This is a genomic window from Stenotrophomonas sp. YJH_SMC_46, from assembly GCF_059370315.1.
In genome coordinates this window covers 1-20,088 of sequence record NZ_JCAFTO010000002.1, presented here as the reverse complement: position 1 = coordinate 20,088, position 20,088 = coordinate 1, and the positions used below count along the sequence as shown (strand labels likewise).

Here is a 20,088-nt window from a genome sequence, read left to right as displayed (position 1 = left end):
CTGTCAGGTAGAGCCGAGCCCATGCTCGGCTGCTCTTCCTGCAGACCGCGCTGCGCGCGGAAGCCGAGCATGGCTCGGCTCTACAGGGATGCCACGGCGGGTTATTTCTCCCGCCGCCAGTTGATCGACCCACGGTTTTCCACCGTGCTCGACTCCACTTCCACATCAAACCCGCGGCGCAGCAGGTACTTCAGCGTGATCACCGAACCTGCGCCCACCAGCGACACGCCGTAACCCACGTACAGCTTGGGCGAGATGTACTTGCCGACGCCGATCACCGAGCCGCCCAGCGCGCGCGACTGGCTCACGCCGGCATCGTCCAGGCCCAGCTTGGCACCCAGCTGCGACGCCAGCAGGCCACTGCCGGCCGAGAGCGCCGCCGAGGCCGCGTTGACCTGCTGCGCCTGGTCGCTGCTGGCGCCGGTCAGGCTGCGTCCCAGCACCAGATAGGCCAGTGCCTCGGACTGCGACATCGCAGGATCGGACCACACGTCGGCACGCGGTTGCTGGGCACGCCCGGTCACGTCGATGCCGGCGGTGACATCACCGATCCGTCGCTCGGCACGGATGTTGATGCGCGGGTCGGACACCGCGTTGTAGTTCCAGTTGAGGTTGCCGCGGGTGATGGTCAGGTCCTGCCCGTACGCCTTGTAGCGGCCGCTCACTTCCAGGCCGCCATTGGCGGTCATTTCGCGGCCGGGCTTGGCCCAGACCTGCATCTTGCCGGTGAGCGCGCCCTTCAGGCCGAACCCGGTCATCTTCACCTTTTCGCCGAGGCTGACGGTCAGGTCCATGTCCAGCGGCGAGGTGCGCGACTCTTCCGGATCAGCCGGATCCAGCACGACCACGTCTTCGGACACCGAGGTGCCACGGTCCAGGCGCTCCAGGTCGATGTCGGCCTCGGGCACGTGGACGGTACCGCGCAGCTCCATCGCTGCCTTGGCCAGGGTGAAGTCGAGGTTGGGGTTGGCGACGATGCGCAGTTCGCTGGTGTTGGACAGCAGCACGTTCTCGCCGTGGATCTTCAGCTGCAAGGGCTGCGCATCACCGAACCACGACAGGCCACCGTCCACGTACAGCGTGCCCTGGCCGGAGTTGGCCTGCGCGGTGATCTTGGCCGAACCGTCGGGCTGGGCCACGAAGCTGCCCTTGCCCTGGTCGAAGGTCAGGCCCAGCGCGGGGAATTCACCCTTGAAGTTGCTCAGCTGCGCGTCGCCACCCAGCGACGGCTGCCCGCGCGTACCGCGCAGGCTCACGTGGCCCTCGATCAGGCCGGTCGGGCGCACGATGTCCGGCGAGAACAGCTCCAGCCAGTACAGCCGCGACATGTTCAGATAGAGCTCACCGTTCAGTGGTGCACTGGCTTCCCAGCCGGTCTGCATCTTCGCGTCGACGAAGCCGTTGCCCTGGAAGCCCATGCCCAGGTAGCCCTTGATGCTGGACGGGGTCATGTCGAGCTTCAGCGAGAACTGGTCATAGCGCACCAGTTCGCCGCGGGTGGTATCGCCCACGGTGTTGCGGTTCTCGCCCAGGCGCACGCCGCCTTCCTTCGAGCGCACTTCCACATGGCCTTCCCAGGTCGCGCCACGCGGGCGGATCTGCGCGTCCAGGCTGACGTCGCCGCGCAGATAGATGCGGCGGCCGGACTGCGGCGGCAGCCACGGCTGCACCAGCGCCAGAGGCAGCGCGTCACTGCGCACCACCAGGCCTTCGCGCGGCCAGTTGGCCTGTGCGCACAGCGCGCCGCTGCTGGCGGCGGCCAGGCAGGCTTCGGACAGGGTGTAGGTGCTGCCGTTGATCGCGAACGCCGCCGGTGCACGCAGCGACCACGCATCACCCTTCACCGGTGCGATGCGCAGCGAGGCCAGCTCGCCGCGCCACTGCGTGCCCTGCTGGCGCACGCTGCCCTGCAGCTCGATCGCCCCCATCTCGTTGCGGGTCTGCGCAGCCAGGCGCAGGTTGGAGACACTGCCCTGCGCATCCACGTTCAAGCGCTCCAGCAGCATGCCCGCGTTGACCTGCTGGCCCTGGATCGCCAGCGTGCCGCTGTCGCCGCGCCACGGCAGGCGGCCCTTGATGCTCACGCTTTCGGCGCCGTAGCCGTCCCAGTTGAGGTTGTTGCCGACCAGGTCGGCGGTGATGTCCGGCGCGTCGCGCGGGCCCTTCACCTGTACCTGGCCACGCAGGCCACCATCGGCGCCCGGCAGCAGATCGCTCAGCTGCAGCGGTTCGAAACGCGCATCGATATCGAGGCGGTCGCCGACCTTGCCCGACGCGGTCACCCGGCTGCTGCCCAGCGACAGCTTCAGGTCGCCCTGGCCCTGCGCGCCCTGCAGCGCGAACTTGCCCTGCGCATCGAGATTGCGCTGGCGCAGCACGCCCTTCAGCGACGGCAGATCGACCGTGGCTTCCAGTGTGCCGGTGGTACCCGGCGGTGCGTTTGCCGGCGGCGGCAGTTGCCGTCCCTTCGAAGCCAGGTTGCCGGACAGCCGGCCGTTCCAGCCCGGCACGAAGTAGCCAGGGTCGAAGTCCTTCAGCGTGGCCTTGGCATCCCAGTCCAGCTGCGGTGCCCACGCCACCTGGCCTTCCACCTGCAGCTGTCCACCCGGCGTCTGCGCCTGCAACTGGTGGATCGACGCGGCCTGGTCGTTGCCGCGTACGTCGAAGCGCAGCTGGGCCTTCTGCTTTTCGCGTTCGACATCGGCGCGGCCGATCGCCGCCCAGGCCTTCAGGGTACCGGCCAGGCCGAAGCGTGCTTCCTTCAGGGTGACCGGCACCGGTGCGCTGCCGGCGGTGTTCGGGTCCGGTGCCGGCACCCAGGTCAGGTCACGCGCGACCACCGAGAAGTTGAGCTTCTGCTGGTCTTCCTGACTGAAATCGGCGGTACCTTCCAGCCGCGCCTCACCGCCAAGGCCCTTCACCAGCAGCGGTGAGACCTTCAGCACCTGGTCCTGCAATGACACCACCGACGGTGCCAGTTCCAGTTCCTGATCGCCCTGCTTTACCTTGCCACGCAGGTTGGCATTGCCGCCCTTGCCGGCGGCGGTGAAGTCCAGCGACAACGGCGCGATCGCCGAGCTCGCCAATGCTGGCGACAGCAGCGCCAGATCCAGCTCGTCGCTGCGCACGCTGGCGTTCCAGGTCGGGTCGGTGCGGCCATCGAACACCAGCATCGCGTGCAGTGGCTTCGGCGCGCGCCCGGCTACGGCCACTTCCATGTGCGACAGGTCACCGCGGGCGACCAGGCCCACCGTGGCGGCCGTGCGCCCACGCGGTGCCGGCAGCACGGCAGTGACGGTCACGTCGGTGTCGTAGTCCTTGGCCGGGATGTAGCGACCCTGGGCGGTGAAGTTGCCCATGTCGCTGTCCACCACCAGCCTGCGTGCCTGGAACTCGCCATTGGCGATCTCGATGCCACCACGCACGCGACTGATGTCGATCACCGGCTCGTTGGCCTGGCTGATGCGGAAGCCGTCGATGGCAATGGCGTCGGCCTGGATCGCCAGCGGCATCTCGATCTGCGGCAGCGAATCGGGCCACGACGGCAGCTTGAACGGCTCATCGCTCTTGGCCAGGTTCAACGTCGCGTTGCTCAGCTCCAGCTTGTCCAGCAGCAGCTTGCGGCCCAGCAGCGGGCGCAGGTCCGGCTCCAGGTAGGCGCGCTCGGCGTGGAAATGGATGTCGTCGTAACGAAAGTCGACGTTGTACAAGGTCAGCGGCCCTGCCACCGGGCCGTCCACCTTGTCCCAGGTGAAGCTGGCACCCACCGGCAGGCGCGCCACCACCTGGGCCAGCAGTACGTCACGGCCGGCCACGGTCTGCAGCAGCCAGTACACCGCCAGCAGGGCCAGCAGCACCAGGCCCAGCACGCCCACGCCGGACCAGGCCCAGAAGCGGCGGCGCCGGTAGAAACGCACGCGCGGCGGCCTGTTCGGAGTCGGTGCGGGGGCACTCACAGGTCTGCTCCGATGTTGAGGTACAGCTGGAACTGCGAATCCGGGTTGTTCAGGCCGTGCGCGATATCCACCCGCACCGGGCCCACCGGCGATTTCCAGCGCACGCCGAAGCCGACGCCGGTATGCAGGTCGATGGTGTTGTCAAAGGCACTGCCGGTATCGACGAACACCGCCGCACCCCAGGGGCCACCGTTGAAGTAGTGCTCGTACTCGGCCGAGCCGATCACCAGGTTCTTGGCACCCAGCGCATACTTGTCCGGCTTCGGCGTACGCGGGCCAACCTCACGGTAGGCGTAGCCGCGGATGCTGCGGTCACCACCGGCGAAGTAGCGCAGGCTCGGCGGCATCGCCACCAGGTCGCTGGTCCAGGTGGTGCCACCCTCGCCGCGCAGGATCAGGCGATTGCTATCGCCCACCGGGATGTACCAGCGCAGCACGGCATTGGCCTGCACGAAGCTGGTGTCCGAACCCGCACCTTCCACACCGGCGCGCATCGTTGCCGTACCGCTGACGCCCTTGCGCGGGAACAGCTCGTCATCGACGTCGACGTAGTCGGCGACCAGCTGCGGGTAGACCAGCGTCGAGGTGTTGTAGACCGCGTCGGTGAATTCGGTGCCCGAGGCATAGCGCCAGCGCTCGCGCAGCGCGTTGATCGAGGCGATCGCGGTCCAGTGTTCGTTGATCTCGCCGCTGCGGCTGGCGATCAGCTTGAAGTTGCGCAGGTCGATGTAGTCGGTCTGCTCGTCGTAGGCGCTGGCAGCGAAGGTGTACCAGCCATCAAGCCAGTTGAAGGCTGGAATGCGGTAGCTGGTGATCAGGCTCTTGCGCTTCTGCGCATAGTCCAGCTGCGTGTTCATCTTGTGGCCGCGGTTGTTCAGGAACCGCCGCTCGATGCCACCACGCACACCCGGGCCACTCTCGCTGCCGTAGCTCAGGCCCGCGGTGTAGATGGTGCGCTTGGCGCGCGTCAGCTTCACGTCTACCGGCACTTCGCCGTTTTCGTCGGCCTGGTCCGGACGCGGCTGGATGTCGATCACGCTGAAGTAGTCCAGCTTGGTCAGCGACTCGCGCAGCCGGTCCAGCTTGCCCTCGTGGTAGTAGCTGCCCTGCTCCCAGTACACCAGCGGGTCGAACAGCTTGTCGACGAAGTAGTCCTGCTGGAAGCGCACCGGGCCGATGTTGTAGCGGCGGCCGCTGTCCCAGGTCAGGTCGATGTCGGCCGCGTTGTCGGCGCGGGTGATCTGCACCTGGCGCTGGGTGTAGTCGGCATCGAAGTAGCCACGCTCGGCCAGGCGCCGGGTGATGGTGATCTTGCTGGCTTCGTACTGGGTGTGCTCGAAGCGCTGGCCCTTGCGGGGCTTGAATGCGGCCAGGTCGTCCTGCAGGTACTGGTCGTACATCGCCGGGCCGGTGATGTCGATGTGCTCGCGGCGCACGGTCACCGGGGCCCCCTTGTCGACATGGATGAGCACGCGCACGTGCTCATCCTGGCGCGGCGCCTCGACCTTGATCACCGGGTTGTAGTACCCGAACGGTTCCAGCGCCTGGCGGGTCTGCCGCTCGGCCTGCGACAGCAAGTACTCCAGGCGCGATTCACCCTGCTCCTTGCCGATCGTGTCGAACAGCGACAGCGATTCCTGGATGTTCTCGATGATTGCGGCGTCGTCGCCCTTGTCCAATCCCTTGATGTCCACCTTGTCGATGGTGCCGCGCGCGTGGGCCACGGAGGTGGCGGCCAGCGACAGGACCATCAGCGGCAGGGCGTATTTCTTTGGCTGCATGCGGCACAGCATACCGACCGGAGGTGACGATGCGAAATGCATCACGTCGTTGGAGATCGGTTGTTAAGTGGCGGTCAAAATACGCGCCTTTGTGGCGATCATCGGGATCGCACGCGAGGATGCCGACGTCGCGTGCGGCGACGGCGATGATCCCGATGGACATCCGCCGGCGATGTTCCGGTAGTGCCGGCCGCTGGCCGGCACTACCGATACGGGCGTCAGCTCGACAGATGCTCGATCGCCGCCACCTTGCCCAGGCGCTCGCCCAGCATCGTCAGCAGCGCCAGGCGGTTGCCACGCAGTGCCGGATCTTCCGCGTTGACCATCACGCCATCGAAGAACGCGTCGACCTGCGGACGCAGGCGCGCCAGGCGTGCCAGCGCCGCCACATAGTCCTTCTGGTGCAGGCTGGCGCCGGTGTCATCGATGGCGGCGGTGACCGCTTCGGCCAGCGCGCGCTCGGCATCTTCCTGCAGCAGTGCCGCGTCGATCTGCGCCGGAATCTCGCCCTCGGCCTTGCGCAGGATGTTGCGGATGCGCTTGTTGGCCGCGGCCAGCGCTTCGGCTTCCGGCAGCGTCGCAAAGATGCCGATCGCATCCAGGCGGCGGTCGAAGTCGTACAGCGAGGCCGGTTTCAGCTCGGCCACAGCGTTGAAGTGTGAAGCCGGCACGCCCTTGTCGCCGTAGTAGCCCTTCAGGCGGTCGAGGATGAAGTCGTACAGCTCGCCGACGTCGGCCTGCACGTTGCGCGCCGCCAGGCCGCCGTTGGCGCTGGCCAGCAGCGCGCGCAGGTCCAGCTCGAAGCCGCTTTCGATGATCGTGCGGGCCAGGCCCAGCGCGTTGCGGCGCAGGGCGAACGGGTCCTTGTTGCCGGTCGGCTTCAGGCCTGCAGCAAAACCACCGGCCAGCGTATCCACGCGTTCGGCGATGGCCAGCACCTTGCCCAGCGGCGACAGCGCGATGTCATCACCACCGAACCGCGGCTGGTAGGCCTCGTCGATGGCCAGCGCAACCTCGGCCGATTCACCACCTGCCACGGCGTAGTGGCGGCCGGCGATGCCCTGCAGTTCCGGGAATTCGTTGACCATGCGCGACTGCAGGTCGTTCTTGGCCAGCTCGGCAGCCCGCTTGGCCTGCGCCGGATCGGCACCGACCTGGGCTGCGATCACTTCGGCCAGTGCGGCCACGCGCGCCACCTTGTCGGCCACGCTGCCCAGCTTGGCCTGGTAGGTCACCGTCTTCAGGCCCTCACCCATCGACACCAGGCCCTGCTTCAGATCCTCGTCGAAGAAGAACTTGGCATCGGCGAAGCGCGGGCGGATCACCCGCTCGTAGCCCTTGGCCACTTCGGCCACGTTCTTCGACTCGATGTTGGCAATGCCGATGAACTTCTCGGTCAGCGTGCCGGCCGCATCCAGCACCGGGAAGAACTTCTGGTTGATTTCCATCGTCTCGATCAGCGCTTCCTGCGGCACCGCCAGGAACGCGGGCTCGAAGCTGCACAGCACTGCCGACGGCCATTCGACCAGGTTCACCACCTGCTCCAGGTTGTCCTCGGTGATGCGGGCACTGCCACCGGCCTTGGCTGCGGCGGCTTCGACCTCGGCGACGATGCGTGCGCGGCGCTCGCTCGGATCGACCAGCACGAACGCGGCGCGCAGCGCTTCAACGTAGTCCTGCGGCTGTGCCAGCGACACGGCCTGGTCGTGGTGGAAGCGGTGGCCACGGCTGACACGACCGGCCTGCAGGCCGAACAGTTCGGCCTCGACCACAGTGGCACCGTGCAGCAGCACCAGCCAGTGCGCCGGGCGCGCGAAGCCCCAGGCGTGATCGCCCCAGCGCATCGGCTTGGGAATCGGCATCGCCGCGATCGCCTCGCGCAGGATTTCCGGCAACAGGCTGGCGGTGCTCGCGCCCGGGGTCACCGCGCGGTGCACGAAGCGCTCACCCTTGTTGTCGGTGGTCTTCTCCAGCGCGGTCCAGTCGATCCCGGCCTTGGCGGCGAAGCCCTGCAGGGCCTTGGTCGGCTGGCCTTCGGCGTCCAGCGCGATGTTCAGATACGGGCCCAGCACTTCGCTGTGCTGTTCCGGCTGTTCCAGGCCGACGCCCGGCAGCAGCACGGCCAGGCGGCGCGGGGTGGACAGCGGGCGCGCATCGCCCAGTTCCAGCGCGATGCCACGCTTGCGCAGGCCTTCGACAACACCGTCAAAGAAGGCCTGGGCCAGGCCCGGCAGCGCCTTGACCGGCAACTCTTCGGTGCCCAGTTCAATCAGCAGGGGGGACAGTTGGCTCATCGTTTCAATCCTGTGGTGGGGGCGCAGCGCGCGACGCGTCCGGCGCCCCGGAGTAAGGGGGAGAGCGCGGCCTTCAGGCCTTCTTCGCGCCCGGGAAGCCCAGCTTCTCGCGCTGTTCGTAATACGCCTTGGCCACCGCCTGGGCCAGTGCGCGCACCCGCAGGATGTAGCGCTGGCGCTCGGTCACGCTGATCGCGCGGCGCGCATCGAGCAGGTTGAAGGTGTGGCTGGCCTTCATCACCTGCTCGTAGGCCGGCAGCGGCAGGCCTACTTCCACCAGCTTCTGCGCTTCGCGCTCGCAGGCGTCGAAACGGTGGAACATTTCTTCCACGTCGGCGTATTCGAAGTTGTAGGTGCTCTGCTCCACCTCGTTCTGGTGGTAGACGTCGCCGTAGGTCACCGGCTGGCCGTCCGGGCCGTAGGTCCAGACCAGGTCGTAGACGTTGTCGCAGTTCTGCAGGTACATGCACAGGCGCTCGAGACCATAGGTGATCTCGCCCAGCACCGGGCGGCATTCCAGGCCACCGGCCTGCTGGAAGTAGGTGAACTGGGTCACTTCCATGCCGTTGAGCCAGACTTCCCAGCCCAGGCCCCACGCGCCCAGCGTCGGCGATTCCCAGTTGTCCTCGACGAAGCGCAGGTCGTGCACCAGCGGATCGATGCCCAGTGCCTTCAGCGAATCCAGGTACAGCTGCTGGATGTTGTCCGGCGCCGGCTTCATCGCCACCTGGTACTGGTAGTAGCGCTGCAGGCGGTTCGGGTTCTCACCGTAACGGCCATCGGTCGGGCGCCGCGACGGCTGCACGTAGGCCGCGTTCCAGCTTTCCGGCCCGATCGCACGCAGGAAGGTGGCCGGGTGGAAAGTACCGGCACCCACCTCCAGGTCGAGCGGCTGGATGAGCACGCAGCCCTGCTGGGCCCAGAACTGGTTCAGGGTCTGGATCAGGCCCTGGAAGGTGATCGGAACGGTCGGGGTCGCGGACATGCGTACGAGTCTTGGCCGGCAAGGGGGTGCGCTAGTATAACGGCCGACCTGCGGGGCATTCCGTACCCGGGAGGAGCAGGCAGATGGAACATCGGCTGCCGGCAGGCACGCCCGGCGAGGCGGGCGGCGTCCCGCTGCCCTGGGGACGGCTGCATTTCGAGCAGATTGCCGCGGCCCTGACCGCCGATGGGCTCGTGGCCGAGCAGGACCGCGAGCGCATGCGATTTTCCGCACAGGGCGCGCGCAACGCCAGTGAAGTGCATCCGCTGGTACTGCTGTCCAACCTCAAGCTGGCCGCCACGGGCGGCGGCGAACTGACCCTGGAACGCCTGACCGAGTGGCTGGCGCAGCGCACCGGCAGCCGTTACCTGCGCATCGACCCGACCCGGGTGGACGTCGCTGCGGTGACCGCGCTGGTGTCGCATGCCTACGCCCGCCGCCATCGCTTCCTGCCGCTGGCGGTGGATGCCGAGCGCGTGCTGGTAGCCACCAGCGAGCCGCTGGTGCAGGAATGGCGTCGTGACCTGCAGCACCTGACCCGCCGCCGCATCGAGCTGGCGGTGGTCAACCCGCTGGACCTGCACCGCTACACCATGGAGTTCTACGGGGTGACGCGTTCGGTGCGCGGTGCCCGCGGCGACGTGCGCGGCGAGGCCAGCACCACGCTGCCCAGCTTCGAGCAGCTGGTCGAGCTGGGCCGCACCGGCGACGTCAATGCCGACGACCAGCACATCGTGCACATCGTCGACTGGCTGCTGCAGTACGCCTACGAACAGCGCGCCTCGGACATCCATCTGGAGCCGCGTCGCGAGATGGGCCGCATGCGCTTCCGCATCGACGGCGTGCTGCACAAGGTGTTCGAGGTGCCGCCAGCGGTGATGACCGCGGTGGTCAGCCGTATCAAGGTGCTCGGCCGCATGGACCTGGCCGAGCGCCGACGCCCGCAGGATGGCCGCATCAAGACCCGCTCGCCGGGTGGCCGCGAGGTCGAGATGCGCCTGTCGACCATGCCCACCGCCTTCGGCGAGAAGTGCGTGATGCGCATCTTCGACCCGGATGCCGCGTTCAAGAGCATCGACCAGCTCGGTTTCAGCCCGCAGGAGGCCGCCGGCTGGAATGCGCTGGTCGAGCGCCCGCACGGCATCGTGCTGGTCACCGGCCCGACCGGCTCGGGCAAGACCACCACCCTGTATTCCACGCTGAAGCGGCTGGCCACGCCGGACGTGAACGTGTGCACGGTGGAGGACCCGATCGAGATGATCGCGCCGGAGTTCAACCAGATGCAGGTGCAGGCCAACATCGACCTGGACTTCGCCAGCGGCGTGCGCACCCTGCTGCGGCAGGACCCGGACATCATCATGATCGGCGAGATCCGCGACCTGGAGACCGCGCAGATGGCGGTCCAGGCCTCGCTGACCGGCCACCTGGTGCTGTCCACCCTGCATACCAACGACGCGCCCTCGGCGGTCACCCGCCTGCTCGACCTGGGCGTGCCGCACTACCTGCTCGCCAGCACCCTCAACGGCATCCTCGCCCAGCGCCTGGTGCGCACGCTGTGCCCGCACTGCAAGCAGCCGCACACCCTTGGTGCTGCCGACTGGGCGGTGCTGGCTGATAGCGATGGCGCATATCCAGATGCCGCCACGCCCTGTCGGCCGGTTGGCTGCCTGGAGTGCCGGCGCACCGGATTCCTTGGCCGCATCGGCCTGTATGAGTTGCTGCCATTGGGCTCGCGGCTGCGCGGGCAGATCCGCGCCGACATGGATCTGGCCGGTTTCAGCCGTGCCGCACGTGCTGAAGGGCTGCGGACCCTGCGCCAGGCCGGGCTTGAAAAGGTGGCGCAGGGGCTGACTACAATCGAGGAAGTCCTGTCAGTACTGCCGCCCCCGGATGAATCCAGCCCCGTTCCTGATCGTTGAAACCGGCCGACCGGTGCCGCCGCTGCGCCGCTATGGGCGCTTTCCACACTGGATTCGCGTCGCCGCCGGACTGGAAGAACACGAGACGGTGGTGGTCGATGTCGAACACGGTGATGCTCTGCCCGATCCGCATGCCTTTGCTGGCGTGCTGGTGACCGGCTCGGCCGCCTTCGTCACCGACCACGCCGACTGGAGCGAGCGCAGCGCGGCATGGCTGCGCCAGACTGCCCACGCCGGTCTGCCAGTGTTCGGCATCTGCTATGGCCATCAGTTGCTGGCCCATGCGCTGGGGGGCGAGGTGGCCTACAACCCGGCTGGCCGCGAGTCCGGCACGATCGAACTGGAACTGCAGCCGCAGGCGGCACAGGACCCGTTGTTCCAGGGCCTGCCGCAGCATTTCGCCGCCCACGCCACCCACCTGCAGACCGTGCTGCGTGCGCCCGAGGGTGCCCAGGTGCTGGCACGCTCGCCGCTGGATGGCTGCCATGCATTCCGCTGGGGCCGCCACGCCTGGGGGGTGCAGTTCCATCCGGAATTCGCCACCCACCACATGCGAGGCTACGTGCGTGCCCGCGCCGACTGCATCGGTCGCCACGGCGGCTGCGCCCGCACCATCGAGCGCGCAGTCAGCGCCGCGCCGCTGGCCCGCCAGCTGTTGCGCCGTTTCGTGCGCCAGGCGCGGCTGTCTTCAGCCCAGCCGATGGCAAAACAGGGATAATCGGCGGCACGGGCAGCCGCCCGGCCCCTCCTGTCCCTCCCGGATGTCCATGAAAGAGATTCGCAAGCTGCCGGCTTCGGCGGGCGCCCAGTGGTTGCTGGATACGTTCTCCCTGTACCGGCGTGCGCCGCTGCAGCTGGCCCGGATCGGCCTGGCCTGGCTGCTGGTGAGCTGGCTGGTCACCCTGTTGTCCACGCTGATTCCCGGCGCGGCAGGCATGGCCGTGCAGCTGATGACCCTGGCCATCTCGCCGATCATGTTCGGCGGCATGCTCTACGCCGTGGGCGAGATCGACGAAGGCCGCCCGGGCCTGGCCTCGCACTTGCTGCAGCCGATCCGCGACCACCGCGTCAGCCACCTGCTGGTGCCGCTGGCGATCCAGGTGCTGGCAGTACTGCTGCTGGGCGCGCTGCTGTTCATGATGATCGGTCGCGAGGGCTTCACCGCCTTCAGCGAGGTCATGACCAAGATGGAAGAGATCAGCCGCAGTGGCCAGCAGATCAAGCCGGACGATGCCGCCGCGCTGGTCGCCAACCTGCCGGCAAAGCGCATTGCGCTGTGGATGCTGCTGGTGTTCCTGAGCGCGGTGGCGCTGTCGCTGGCGATGTTCACCCAGCCGGCGCTGGTGGTGTTCGACAAGCAGAGCGGCATGCATGCGCTGCGCCTGAGCCTGCAGGGCTGCATCGAAAACATCGGCGCGATGATCGTGTTCGCCGCACTCGGCCTGATCGCCGCGTTCTGCATGTACATCCTGTTCGTGATCGTGATCCAGATCGCGATGCTGATCGGTGGCCCGCTGGCCGCGGCCTTCATCGCCCAGCTGGTACTGACCACGGTGCTGATGCCGCTGTATGTCGGTGCGGTCTACGCCGCGTGGAAGCAGATGTTCGTGCATCGCGGCAGCCGTGCAGCGCCGCCGATCCCGACCACGCCGACCTCGAGCGACGTGTTCCACGCCTGACCGGTCCCACCGGTAGCGCCGGGCCATGCCCGGCGGTGGCATCACATCGCACCCCGCACGCCGGGCATGGCCCGGCGCTACCGCATCACGCGGCGGGTTTCTTCACTACCGACGACGGCACCAGCCAGCGTGCGGCGTGGATGCCCAGCTCGTACAGCAGGCACATCGGGATCGCCAGCATCAGCTGCGAGACCACGTCCGGCGGAGTCAGCACTGCGGCTACCACGAAGATGCCGACGATTGCGTAGCCACGGCCTTCCTTGAACTGCTGCGGCGTCACCCAGCCCAGCAGCACCAGGATCACCATCGCCACCGGCAGTTCGAAGCTGCCGCCGAAGGCGAAGAAGATCGCCAGCACGAAATCCAGGTAGGCGTTCGCATCCGGGGTGATCGCGATCACGTCCGGGCTGAAGGTGGTGAGGAAGTGGAACACCGCCGGCAGCACCAGGAAGTAGGCGAAGGCGCAGCCGATGTAGAACAGCAGCACCGACGACACCAGCAGCGGTACGGCCAGGCGTTTCTCACGCGCGTACAGGCCCGGGGCAACAAACGCCCACAACTGGTACAGCAGCCACGGCACCGCCACGAACAGGGCGACGAAGAAGGTCAGCTTCAGCGGGGCGAAGAAGGCGCCGGCCGGGTTGGTGGCGATCATCGTCTGCCCGTTCGGCAGCTGCGACACCAGCGGTTCGGCCAGTGCGTTGTACAGCTTCTGGGTAAACGGCAGCAGCGCCAGCAGCACCACGCCCAGGCCCAGCAATGCGCGCACCAGGCGGCCGCGCAGTTCCACCAGATGCTCGACCAGCGAGCTTTCGCCGAAATCCTGTTCACTCATGGCTGGCGCTCCGTGCTCTGCGGCGGCGGTGTCGCGGCTGCTTCAGCGGGCGCGTCTGCAGCCGCCCCGGCAACGGCGCCAGCCTGGGCCGGTGGGTCCACGCCGGGCTGGGCAATCATGTGCGGCGGCAGATCGGCCTGCGCCGGTGCTCGCACTTCCTGCGCCAGATCGTCGCCCTGCTGCCGCGCCTGCTGGGCCTGGCGACGGAGCGCTTCGCCACTGGCGCGCAGCTGGTTCTCGGTGTCCTGCATGCCTTGGCGCACGTCCTGCATCTGCCGCTTGATCTCTTCGGCGTGCAGTTCGCGCTCCAGTTCCTGTTTCACCGAATCCCACTGGTTGCGGGCACGACGCACCCACAGGCCGGCGAAGCGGGCCGCCTTGGGCAGGCGCTCGGGACCGAGCACCACCAGAGCGACCACGGCAATCACCAGCAGTTCGCTGAAGCCGATATCGAACACCGCGACCGCTCCGGATCAGCGTGGGTTGCGGTCGTGCTCGTCCTGCACGGTGCGCGAGGCATCCTGGCTGCGCGACTCGTCGCCCAGCTGCGCGTTCGGCTTGTCGTCGTCGCGCATGCCCTTCTTGAATTCCTTGACCGCCGAGCCGAGGTCCTTGGCGCCACTGGTCAGGCGCTTGGTGCCGAACACCAGCAGGACGATGGCCAGCACGACCAACCAATGCCAGATGCTGAAACTGCCCATAAAGACGCTCGTTACGTTAGTGATCAGGCTGTCGAGCATAGCGCACCGGCTGTAAGCCGGCGCGCGTGACGAAAGTCAGTTCCCGCCCAGCGTTTCCGTGCGGATTTCGCCGTCATTGACCGGCTGGAAGCCCTGCTGCTGCGGTGGCGGGGTCTGCGGCACGTTCTGCAGCGGCGCCGTGGTGGCTTCCGCCGGGGCGGCCGGTGCTGCCTGAACAGGCGCCGGCTCAACCGCCGGGGCCGCTGCCGGACGCGGTGCGCTGCCGTTGCCGCTGCGGTTGCTGCGTGCAGCGTAGGTGGCCTCTTCCAGGCGGTCACGGAAGGCCACCACATCCATCGACGGCGAACCGGCAGCGCGGCCTTCGAAGATCATGCGCGGCGTGGTGTTGCTGCCGTAGGCATCCAGATTGGCGGCATCATCGATCTGCAGCACCGCACCATCCAGCGCGACGCCGGCAAACAGGCCGCGCGCGCGCGACCAGGACCAGATCTCGGCCTTCAGCTGGCCGTCGGTGGCAGCGGCGGCATTGCGGCCGACCGGGCCGGCGGCGACACCGGCATCGGCGCCCAGCGTGAACTTGCCATTGACCAGGTTGTCCAGGCTGCGGTCGTTGCGGAACACCAGCACCACGTCCGAGGACTGCACGCCGGCCTGGAAGCCGATGCTGCCGCCGGTCAGCTTCACGAACACCGGATTGGACCAGGCGCCGTTGGGCATGCGCACCGACATCAGGCCGTGGCCACGACGACCACCAATGACCAGACCGGCCTTGATCGTGTCGGGAATGACGATGACCGCGCGGCCTTCGTCGAGCAGTTTGTCCGGAATGCCCTGTTCGGGGATTTCCTGGATTTCAGCAAGCACGCGCACGGCATTGCGCGCACGCTGGTCTTCCTGCGGTCCGGCCATGGCCTGGCTGGACAGCAGGCTGGCGGCGATCAGCAGGGCTTGGATCGGGCGACGCATGGCAGGCTCCAGAAGTCAGTCCATAGGAAGATATAGCAAGTGACTGAAATTAGTAGCGTTGTCATGAATCCCCAATGAGCGTTCCCTGCTCACATTGATGCGCGCTATGCCTGCAATCCGAACCCTGCATCCCGGCACGGCGCCGGATCGGCGACAATACCGCCCATGCTCGACGCACCCGATACCGCCGTGCTGGCGGTCAACCTAGGCACGCCCGAGACGCCGACGGCCCCCGCCGTACGCCGTTACCTGGCCGAATTCCTGTCCGACCGCCGCGTGGTCGCGATCCCGCCACTGCTGTGGCAGCCGCTGCTGCGCGGACTGATCCTGCCCCTGCGCAGCAGTCGTTCGGCGGCCAAGTACGCCCAGGTCTGGCTGCCCGACGGCTCACCGCTGATGGTGCATACACGCCAGCTGGCGCAGGCCATGCAGGCCCTGTTGCCGACCCTGACAGTGCGCCATGCGATGCGTTACGGCGAACCGGCGCTGGCCAGCGAGCTCGACCGCCTGGCAGCCGACGGCGCGCGCCGCATCGTGGTGCTGCCGCTGTACCCGCAGTACTCCACCACCACCACCGCCTCGGTCGAAGACCGCGTCGATGCGTGGCAGCGCCGCAACCCAGGCGTAACCGTCAGCCTGGTGCGCGATTACTCGGTCGATCCAGGCTGGGTCGAGGCCGTGGCCGGATCGATCCGCCGCTACTGGGAGCAGCACGGTCGCGGCCGGAAACTGATGTTCTCCTTCCATGGCATCCCACAGCGCCTGGCCGACGCGGGCGACCCGTATCCGCAGCGCTGCGAGGCAAGCGCGCAGGCCATCGCCCACGCACTGGGCCTGGGCAGGGACGACTGGCAGATGGGTTACCAGTCGCGCTTCGGCCGCGAGCGCTGGCTGCAGCCGTATGCCGAGCCCAGCCTGTGGGCGCTGGCCGAATCCGGCGTGAAGCAGATCGACGTGGTCTGCCCGGGCTTTGCCACCGATTGCCTGGAAACGCTGGAGGAAGTGGCGCTGGGCTTCACCGAGACGCTGGCCGAGCGCGGCGCGACGATGCGCTACATCCCCTGCCTCAACGCCGATCCGGAACACGCTCGCGCCCTGGCGCGGCTGGCCGTGGCCTCGCTGGCATGAGTCTGCAGCCGTTTGAACTGGAGGTCGGTGGCGCGCGCGTCGCCGGCCTGCGCAATCACGGCGACGGCCCGCGCGTGCTGGCCCTGCATGGCTGGCTCGACAATGCGGCCAGCTTCGTGCCGCTGGCGCCGCACCTGTCGCCGTTGCAGCTGGTGGCCATCGACCTGCCCGGGCATGGCCACAGCGCGCACCTGCCGGCCGGTGCCAGCTACACCACGGCCGCCGCGATCTGCCACGTACTCGATGTCGCCGACGCGCTGGGCTGGGACCGCTTCAGCCTGCTCGGTCATTCAATGGGCGCCGGCATCGCCAGTCTCACCGCCTCGGTCAGCGACCGCGTGGAGCGGCTGGTGGCGATCGAAGCACTGGGCGGCCTGCGTGGCCCCGAGGAAGAAACGGCCAACCGTCTGCGTGAACATGTAAACGCCACGCGGGGACTGGCACGCAAGCAGTTGCGCGTGTTCCCTGACCTGGCCGCGCCGATCCGTGCGCGGATGATGACCAACCAGCTCAGCGAAGGATGCGCACGGCTGCTGGTCGAGCGGGGCGTGGAACCGGTCGAGGGCGGCTACCGCTGGTGCAGCGATCCGCGGCTGATGCTGCCCACCGCGATCCGCCTCAGCGAAGGCCAGATCGACAACCTGCTGCAGGCCATCGCCTGCCCGACGCAGGTAATCTATGCCACGCCTGCGCAGTCCTACTACCCCGAGCCGATGCGCAGCGAGCGCCTGCAGCACCTGCGCAACGGGCGGCTGGCGGTGTTTCCCGGCAACCATCACCTGCACATGGAAAACCCGGAACAGATCGCAGACGTGATCCTGCACTTCTTCAGCAACGACAACGCCGGCTGATTCGCGGCGTTCGCGCACTTCACTCCGCGCAGTTGCGGCCGATACATCAGTTGCGGGCCCCTGCGCCCGCCGCACGCGGACCCGGTCGGGCCTGCGGCGTGTGTCTGGTCCTGCAAGGAAGTCCGCATGCCCGCTCTGCTGCACCGTCATCCACAGGATGTGGCCACGGTGCCCCGTCTGCGCGTCGCTGATCGCGTCGCATTCCCCGAATTCCCGGCACCCGCCCTCGTCACGCCCTGCTGGGTGCGTTGCGGCGTGGCCGTTGTCTTTAGCTGACCCAGGAGTCGCCGATGTCCGTTGCATCCTCCCGTCCCCCCGATACCGCCCGCCTGCCGCATCTGCAGCAGCTCGCGCGCCGCGCTGACCGCCGCCTGCTGATCGGCAGCGGGATATTGGCTATGGCTGCCCTGGTGCTGGCGCTGCGTGGGCCGCAGGCACAAGCCGCCGCGTTGGCGGCCGTCGCCGTATTGCCAGCCGCGTGGTTGGGCGGCCCCCAGGCGGGCCGGGCCGTCGCCCGCAACGGTCTGGCGTTGCTGTTGTCGCTGCAGCTGGCCGTGTTGTGCGCGATCATCAGCCTGTCACCGGCATTGCCGATTGCCCTGCTGCTGGGCGTGCTGCTGGGCCACCGTGATCGCCTTCCGGTGTGGCTGGCCGGTGGCGTCGGTACGCTCTCCCTGCTGGCACCGCTGCTGGACGGTACTGCGCTGTGGCCGGCGCTGCTGCAGGCCGCGATGCTGGCCGGCCTGACCCTGTTCCTTGGCCAGGTCGCACTGCGGCTCCGCCAGCAGACCGAAGCACTCGGCCACGGTCCCCGCCGGCTGGCCGCGCTGGCGCGCGACATCGCCACCGGCGCCGATCTTGGTGCACATGCTGACACCACCGCCTACGCACCAGGTTCGCTGGCCCATGCGCTGGCCGACACCGCACGCCATGTGCAGGCCCAGCGTGGACGCGAAGCGGAGGCACACGCCGAGAACGCGCAGATCCGCCAGGCCCTCGATGCCTCGCGCACCGCGATGATGATTGCCGACAACGATCACGTGATCCGCTACGTGAACCGCTCGGTGGTGGCCCTGCTGCGTAACCAGCAGGCAACGTTGCGCCAGGCCTTCCCCGATTTCGATGCCGAGCGCCTGGTCGGTAGCAGCATCCATCGCTTCCACGCCAACCCGGACCGGATCCGCGCCATCCTCAATGGCCTGCAGGTCAGCCACAACGGCAAGGTACAGATCGGCCCGGTGCACTTCGCACAGGTGGTTACTCCGGTCTTCGACGCACAGGGCGTGCGCCTGGGCTTCGCCGTGGAGTGGCATGACCGTACCCATGAGCTCGCGTTGGAGAACGCCGTCGCCGGCATCGTCGCGGCCGCCGCCGCCGGCGACCTCGACCAGCGCCTGCAGGCAACCGAAGGTGCCAGCTTCCTCGATGGCCTCACCGGTGGCATCAACCAGTTGCTGGATACGTTGGGCAGTACGGTTGACGAGGTGCGGCAGATGCTCTCGGCGCTGGCCAGCGGCGACCTCGATCGACGCATGCATGGTGAGTATCACGGCGCCTTTGCCGCGATCCAGCGCGATGCCAACGCCACCGCCGGCCAGCTGGCGCGCATGGTGGGCCGTATCCAGCAGTGCGCGTCCTTGATCAGCACCGCTGCGAGCGAAATCGCTGCGGGCAACGGCGCGCTGTCCGAGCGCAGCGAGCGCCAGGCAGCGCACCTGCAGGAAACCGCCGCTTCGATGGAAGAGCTGACCGCCACCGTGCGCCAGAACGCTGCCCATGCGCGCGAGGCGAGCCAGCTGGCGATCACCACCCAGAGCGCCGCCAGCGACGGCAACGTCGCCATGCAGCGGGTCGTCGACACCATGCAGGCGATCGAGGGAGCCTCGAAGCGGATCGGCGACATCACTGGCGTGATCGATGGCATCGCCTTCCAGACCAATATCCTCGCGCTCAACGCGGCAGTGGAGGCCGCCCGTGCCGGCGAGCAGGGCCGCGGCTTCGCAGTGGTGGCCAGCGAGGTGCGCGTGCTGGCGCAGCGCTCCGCCGCCGCCGCACAGGAAATCAAGAAGCTGATCGATGAGGCGGGTCGCCAGGTGGGCGAAGGTGCCCAGCTGGTGGCCGATGCGGGCCAGCGGATGCAGGGCATTGTCGGTGGCGTTGAGAATGTCAGCCACCTGATGCACGAGATCTCGGCGGCCTCTCAGGAGCAGTCGGTTGGCATCGAGCAGATCAACCAGACCGTGGTGCAGATGGATCAGGCCACGCAGCAGAACGCGGCGCTGGTGGAGGAGGCCACCGCTGCCGCACGTGAGCTGCAGTCGCAGGCTGGGACGCTGACTGAAGCGGTGTCGGTCTTCCGCCAGCAGGAAGCACACGAGGTCCCGCGGGCCGCCTGATCAGGGTCTGCCAAGCGAGTGGATGAGGACGGCGCCCGCAGGGCGCCGTCTTTTTATGCGTGACCTGCCCCTGGTAGTGCCGGCCGCTGGCCGGCAACCGATTGCTGTGTGGGCCTGCTGTTGGTAGCGGCCAACCTTGGTTGGCACCGCTGCTCCTCGCAGGGGGTATCCACGCATGGCGTGGATCTACCGGGCGATGTAATGCCATCGGGTTGCCGGCCAGCGGCCGGCACTACCCGGTGTTTACCGCGCACAAAGTTGCCGGCCGCTGGCCGGCAAACGACCGCTGTGTGCGCCTGCTGTTGGTAGCGGCCAACCTTGGTTGGCGCCGCTGTTCCTCGCAGGGGGATCCACGGATGGCGTGGATCTACCGGGCGATGTAACACCGTCGGGTTGCCGGCCAGCGGCCGGCACTACCCGGTGTTTACCGCGCACAAAGAAAAACCCCGCTGCGTGAGCAGCGGGGTTTTGGGTGTAAACCCTGGCGATGACCTACTCTCGCATGGCTTGAGCCACACTACCATCGGCGCAGCTGCGTTTCACTTCCGAGTTCGGGATGGGATCGGGTGGTTCCACAGCGCTAATTTCACCAGGGAG

Annotated in this window: 14 protein-coding genes and 1 rRNA gene; 6 read left to right on the top strand and 9 right to left on the bottom strand. The window is 67.8% G+C overall.

All coding sequences use genetic code 11. From position 1 onward, the window contains the following. Positions 1-101: 101 nt before the first annotated feature. The 4 genes from AC5P8C_RS05085 to glyQ form a co-directional block, all read right to left on the bottom strand. Positions 102-3,956: a translocation/assembly module TamB domain-containing protein gene (locus tag AC5P8C_RS05085; RefSeq protein WP_495218397.1), complete on the bottom strand. Its 3,855-nt coding sequence runs from the start codon at positions 3,954-3,956 to the stop codon at positions 102-104. Next, complete coding sequence (locus tag AC5P8C_RS05080) at positions 3,953-5,749, bottom strand: autotransporter assembly complex protein TamA (protein ID WP_495218618.1); 1,797 nt, start codon at positions 5,747-5,749, stop codon at positions 3,953-3,955. Before AC5P8C_RS05080 ends, AC5P8C_RS05085 begins: the two co-directional genes overlap by 4 nt. A 206-nt stretch (positions 5,750-5,955) precedes the next feature. Continuing rightward, positions 5,956-8,031, bottom strand: coding sequence for a glycine--tRNA ligase subunit beta (gene glyS / locus AC5P8C_RS05075; RefSeq protein ID WP_019661766.1), 2,076 nt, complete (start codon positions 8,029-8,031; stop codon positions 5,956-5,958). A 73-nt stretch (positions 8,032-8,104) separates the two neighbouring features. Further along, entirely contained in the window at positions 8,105-9,016 is a 912-nt protein-coding gene (gene glyQ, locus AC5P8C_RS05070; RefSeq protein WP_019661767.1) for a glycine--tRNA ligase subunit alpha, read from the bottom strand. Between the two features lie 83 nt (positions 9,017-9,099). Between glyQ and AC5P8C_RS05065 the strand changes: the two genes are divergently transcribed. From AC5P8C_RS05065 to AC5P8C_RS05055, 3 genes are read left to right on the top strand one after another with little or no spacing between them, the layout of a single operon-like run. Next, positions 9,100-10,935, top strand: a complete 1,836-nt coding sequence (locus AC5P8C_RS05065) for a GspE/PulE family protein (protein ID WP_233653522.1) — start codon at positions 9,100-9,102, stop codon at positions 10,933-10,935. Beyond that, the gene (locus AC5P8C_RS05060; protein WP_134732171.1) at positions 10,907-11,653 is read left to right on the top strand and encodes a glutamine amidotransferase; all 747 of its coding nucleotides are present in this window, start codon (positions 10,907-10,909) and stop codon (positions 11,651-11,653) included. Before AC5P8C_RS05065 ends, AC5P8C_RS05060 begins: the two co-directional genes overlap by 29 nt. Positions 11,654-11,702: 49 nt before the next feature. Next, positions 11,703-12,614 (top strand): BPSS1780 family membrane protein, encoded by a 912-nt coding sequence (locus AC5P8C_RS05055; protein WP_019661770.1) that lies wholly within the window; start codon positions 11,703-11,705, stop codon positions 12,612-12,614. An 85-nt stretch (positions 12,615-12,699) separates the two neighbouring features. Here AC5P8C_RS05055 and tatC read toward each other — a convergent pair whose 3' ends face one another. From tatC to AC5P8C_RS05035, 4 genes are all read right to left on the bottom strand, one after another. After that, positions 12,700-13,449, bottom strand: coding sequence for a twin-arginine translocase subunit TatC (gene tatC, locus AC5P8C_RS05050; protein ID WP_058979271.1), 750 nt, complete (start codon positions 13,447-13,449; stop codon positions 12,700-12,702). Beyond that, complete coding sequence (tatB, locus tag AC5P8C_RS05045) at positions 13,446-13,907, bottom strand: Sec-independent protein translocase protein TatB (protein ID WP_019661771.1); 462 nt, start codon at positions 13,905-13,907, stop codon at positions 13,446-13,448. Before tatB ends, tatC begins: the two co-directional genes overlap by 4 nt. Before the next feature lie 15 nt (positions 13,908-13,922). Beyond that, complete coding sequence (tatA, locus tag AC5P8C_RS05040) at positions 13,923-14,150, bottom strand: Sec-independent protein translocase subunit TatA (RefSeq protein WP_026347229.1); 228 nt, start codon at positions 14,148-14,150, stop codon at positions 13,923-13,925. Between the two features lie 75 nt (positions 14,151-14,225). Next, positions 14,226-15,116: a lipid-binding SYLF domain-containing protein gene (locus AC5P8C_RS05035; RefSeq protein WP_495218396.1), complete on the bottom strand. Its 891-nt coding sequence runs from the start codon at positions 15,114-15,116 to the stop codon at positions 14,226-14,228. Between the two features lie 165 nt (positions 15,117-15,281). Between AC5P8C_RS05035 and hemH the strand changes: the two genes are divergently transcribed. From hemH to AC5P8C_RS05020, 3 genes are all read left to right on the top strand, one after another. Continuing rightward, the gene (gene hemH / locus AC5P8C_RS05030) at positions 15,282-16,244 is read left to right on the top strand and encodes a ferrochelatase (RefSeq protein WP_019661774.1); all 963 of its coding nucleotides are present in this window, start codon (positions 15,282-15,284) and stop codon (positions 16,242-16,244) included. Further along, entirely contained in the window at positions 16,241-17,095 is an 855-nt protein-coding gene (locus AC5P8C_RS05025; RefSeq protein WP_019661775.1) for an alpha/beta fold hydrolase, read from the top strand. The genes hemH and AC5P8C_RS05025 overlap by 4 nt, the downstream gene beginning before the upstream one ends. 290 nt (positions 17,096-17,385) lie before the next feature. Beyond that, positions 17,386-19,491: a methyl-accepting chemotaxis protein gene (locus AC5P8C_RS05020; protein WP_495218395.1), complete on the top strand. Its 2,106-nt coding sequence runs from the start codon at positions 17,386-17,388 to the stop codon at positions 19,489-19,491. A 479-nt stretch (positions 19,492-19,970) separates the two neighbouring features. Here the strand turns inward: AC5P8C_RS05020 and rrf are convergent. After that, positions 19,971-20,085 (bottom strand): 5S ribosomal RNA (rrf, locus tag AC5P8C_RS05015). Between the last annotated feature and the right edge of the window lie 3 nt (positions 20,086-20,088).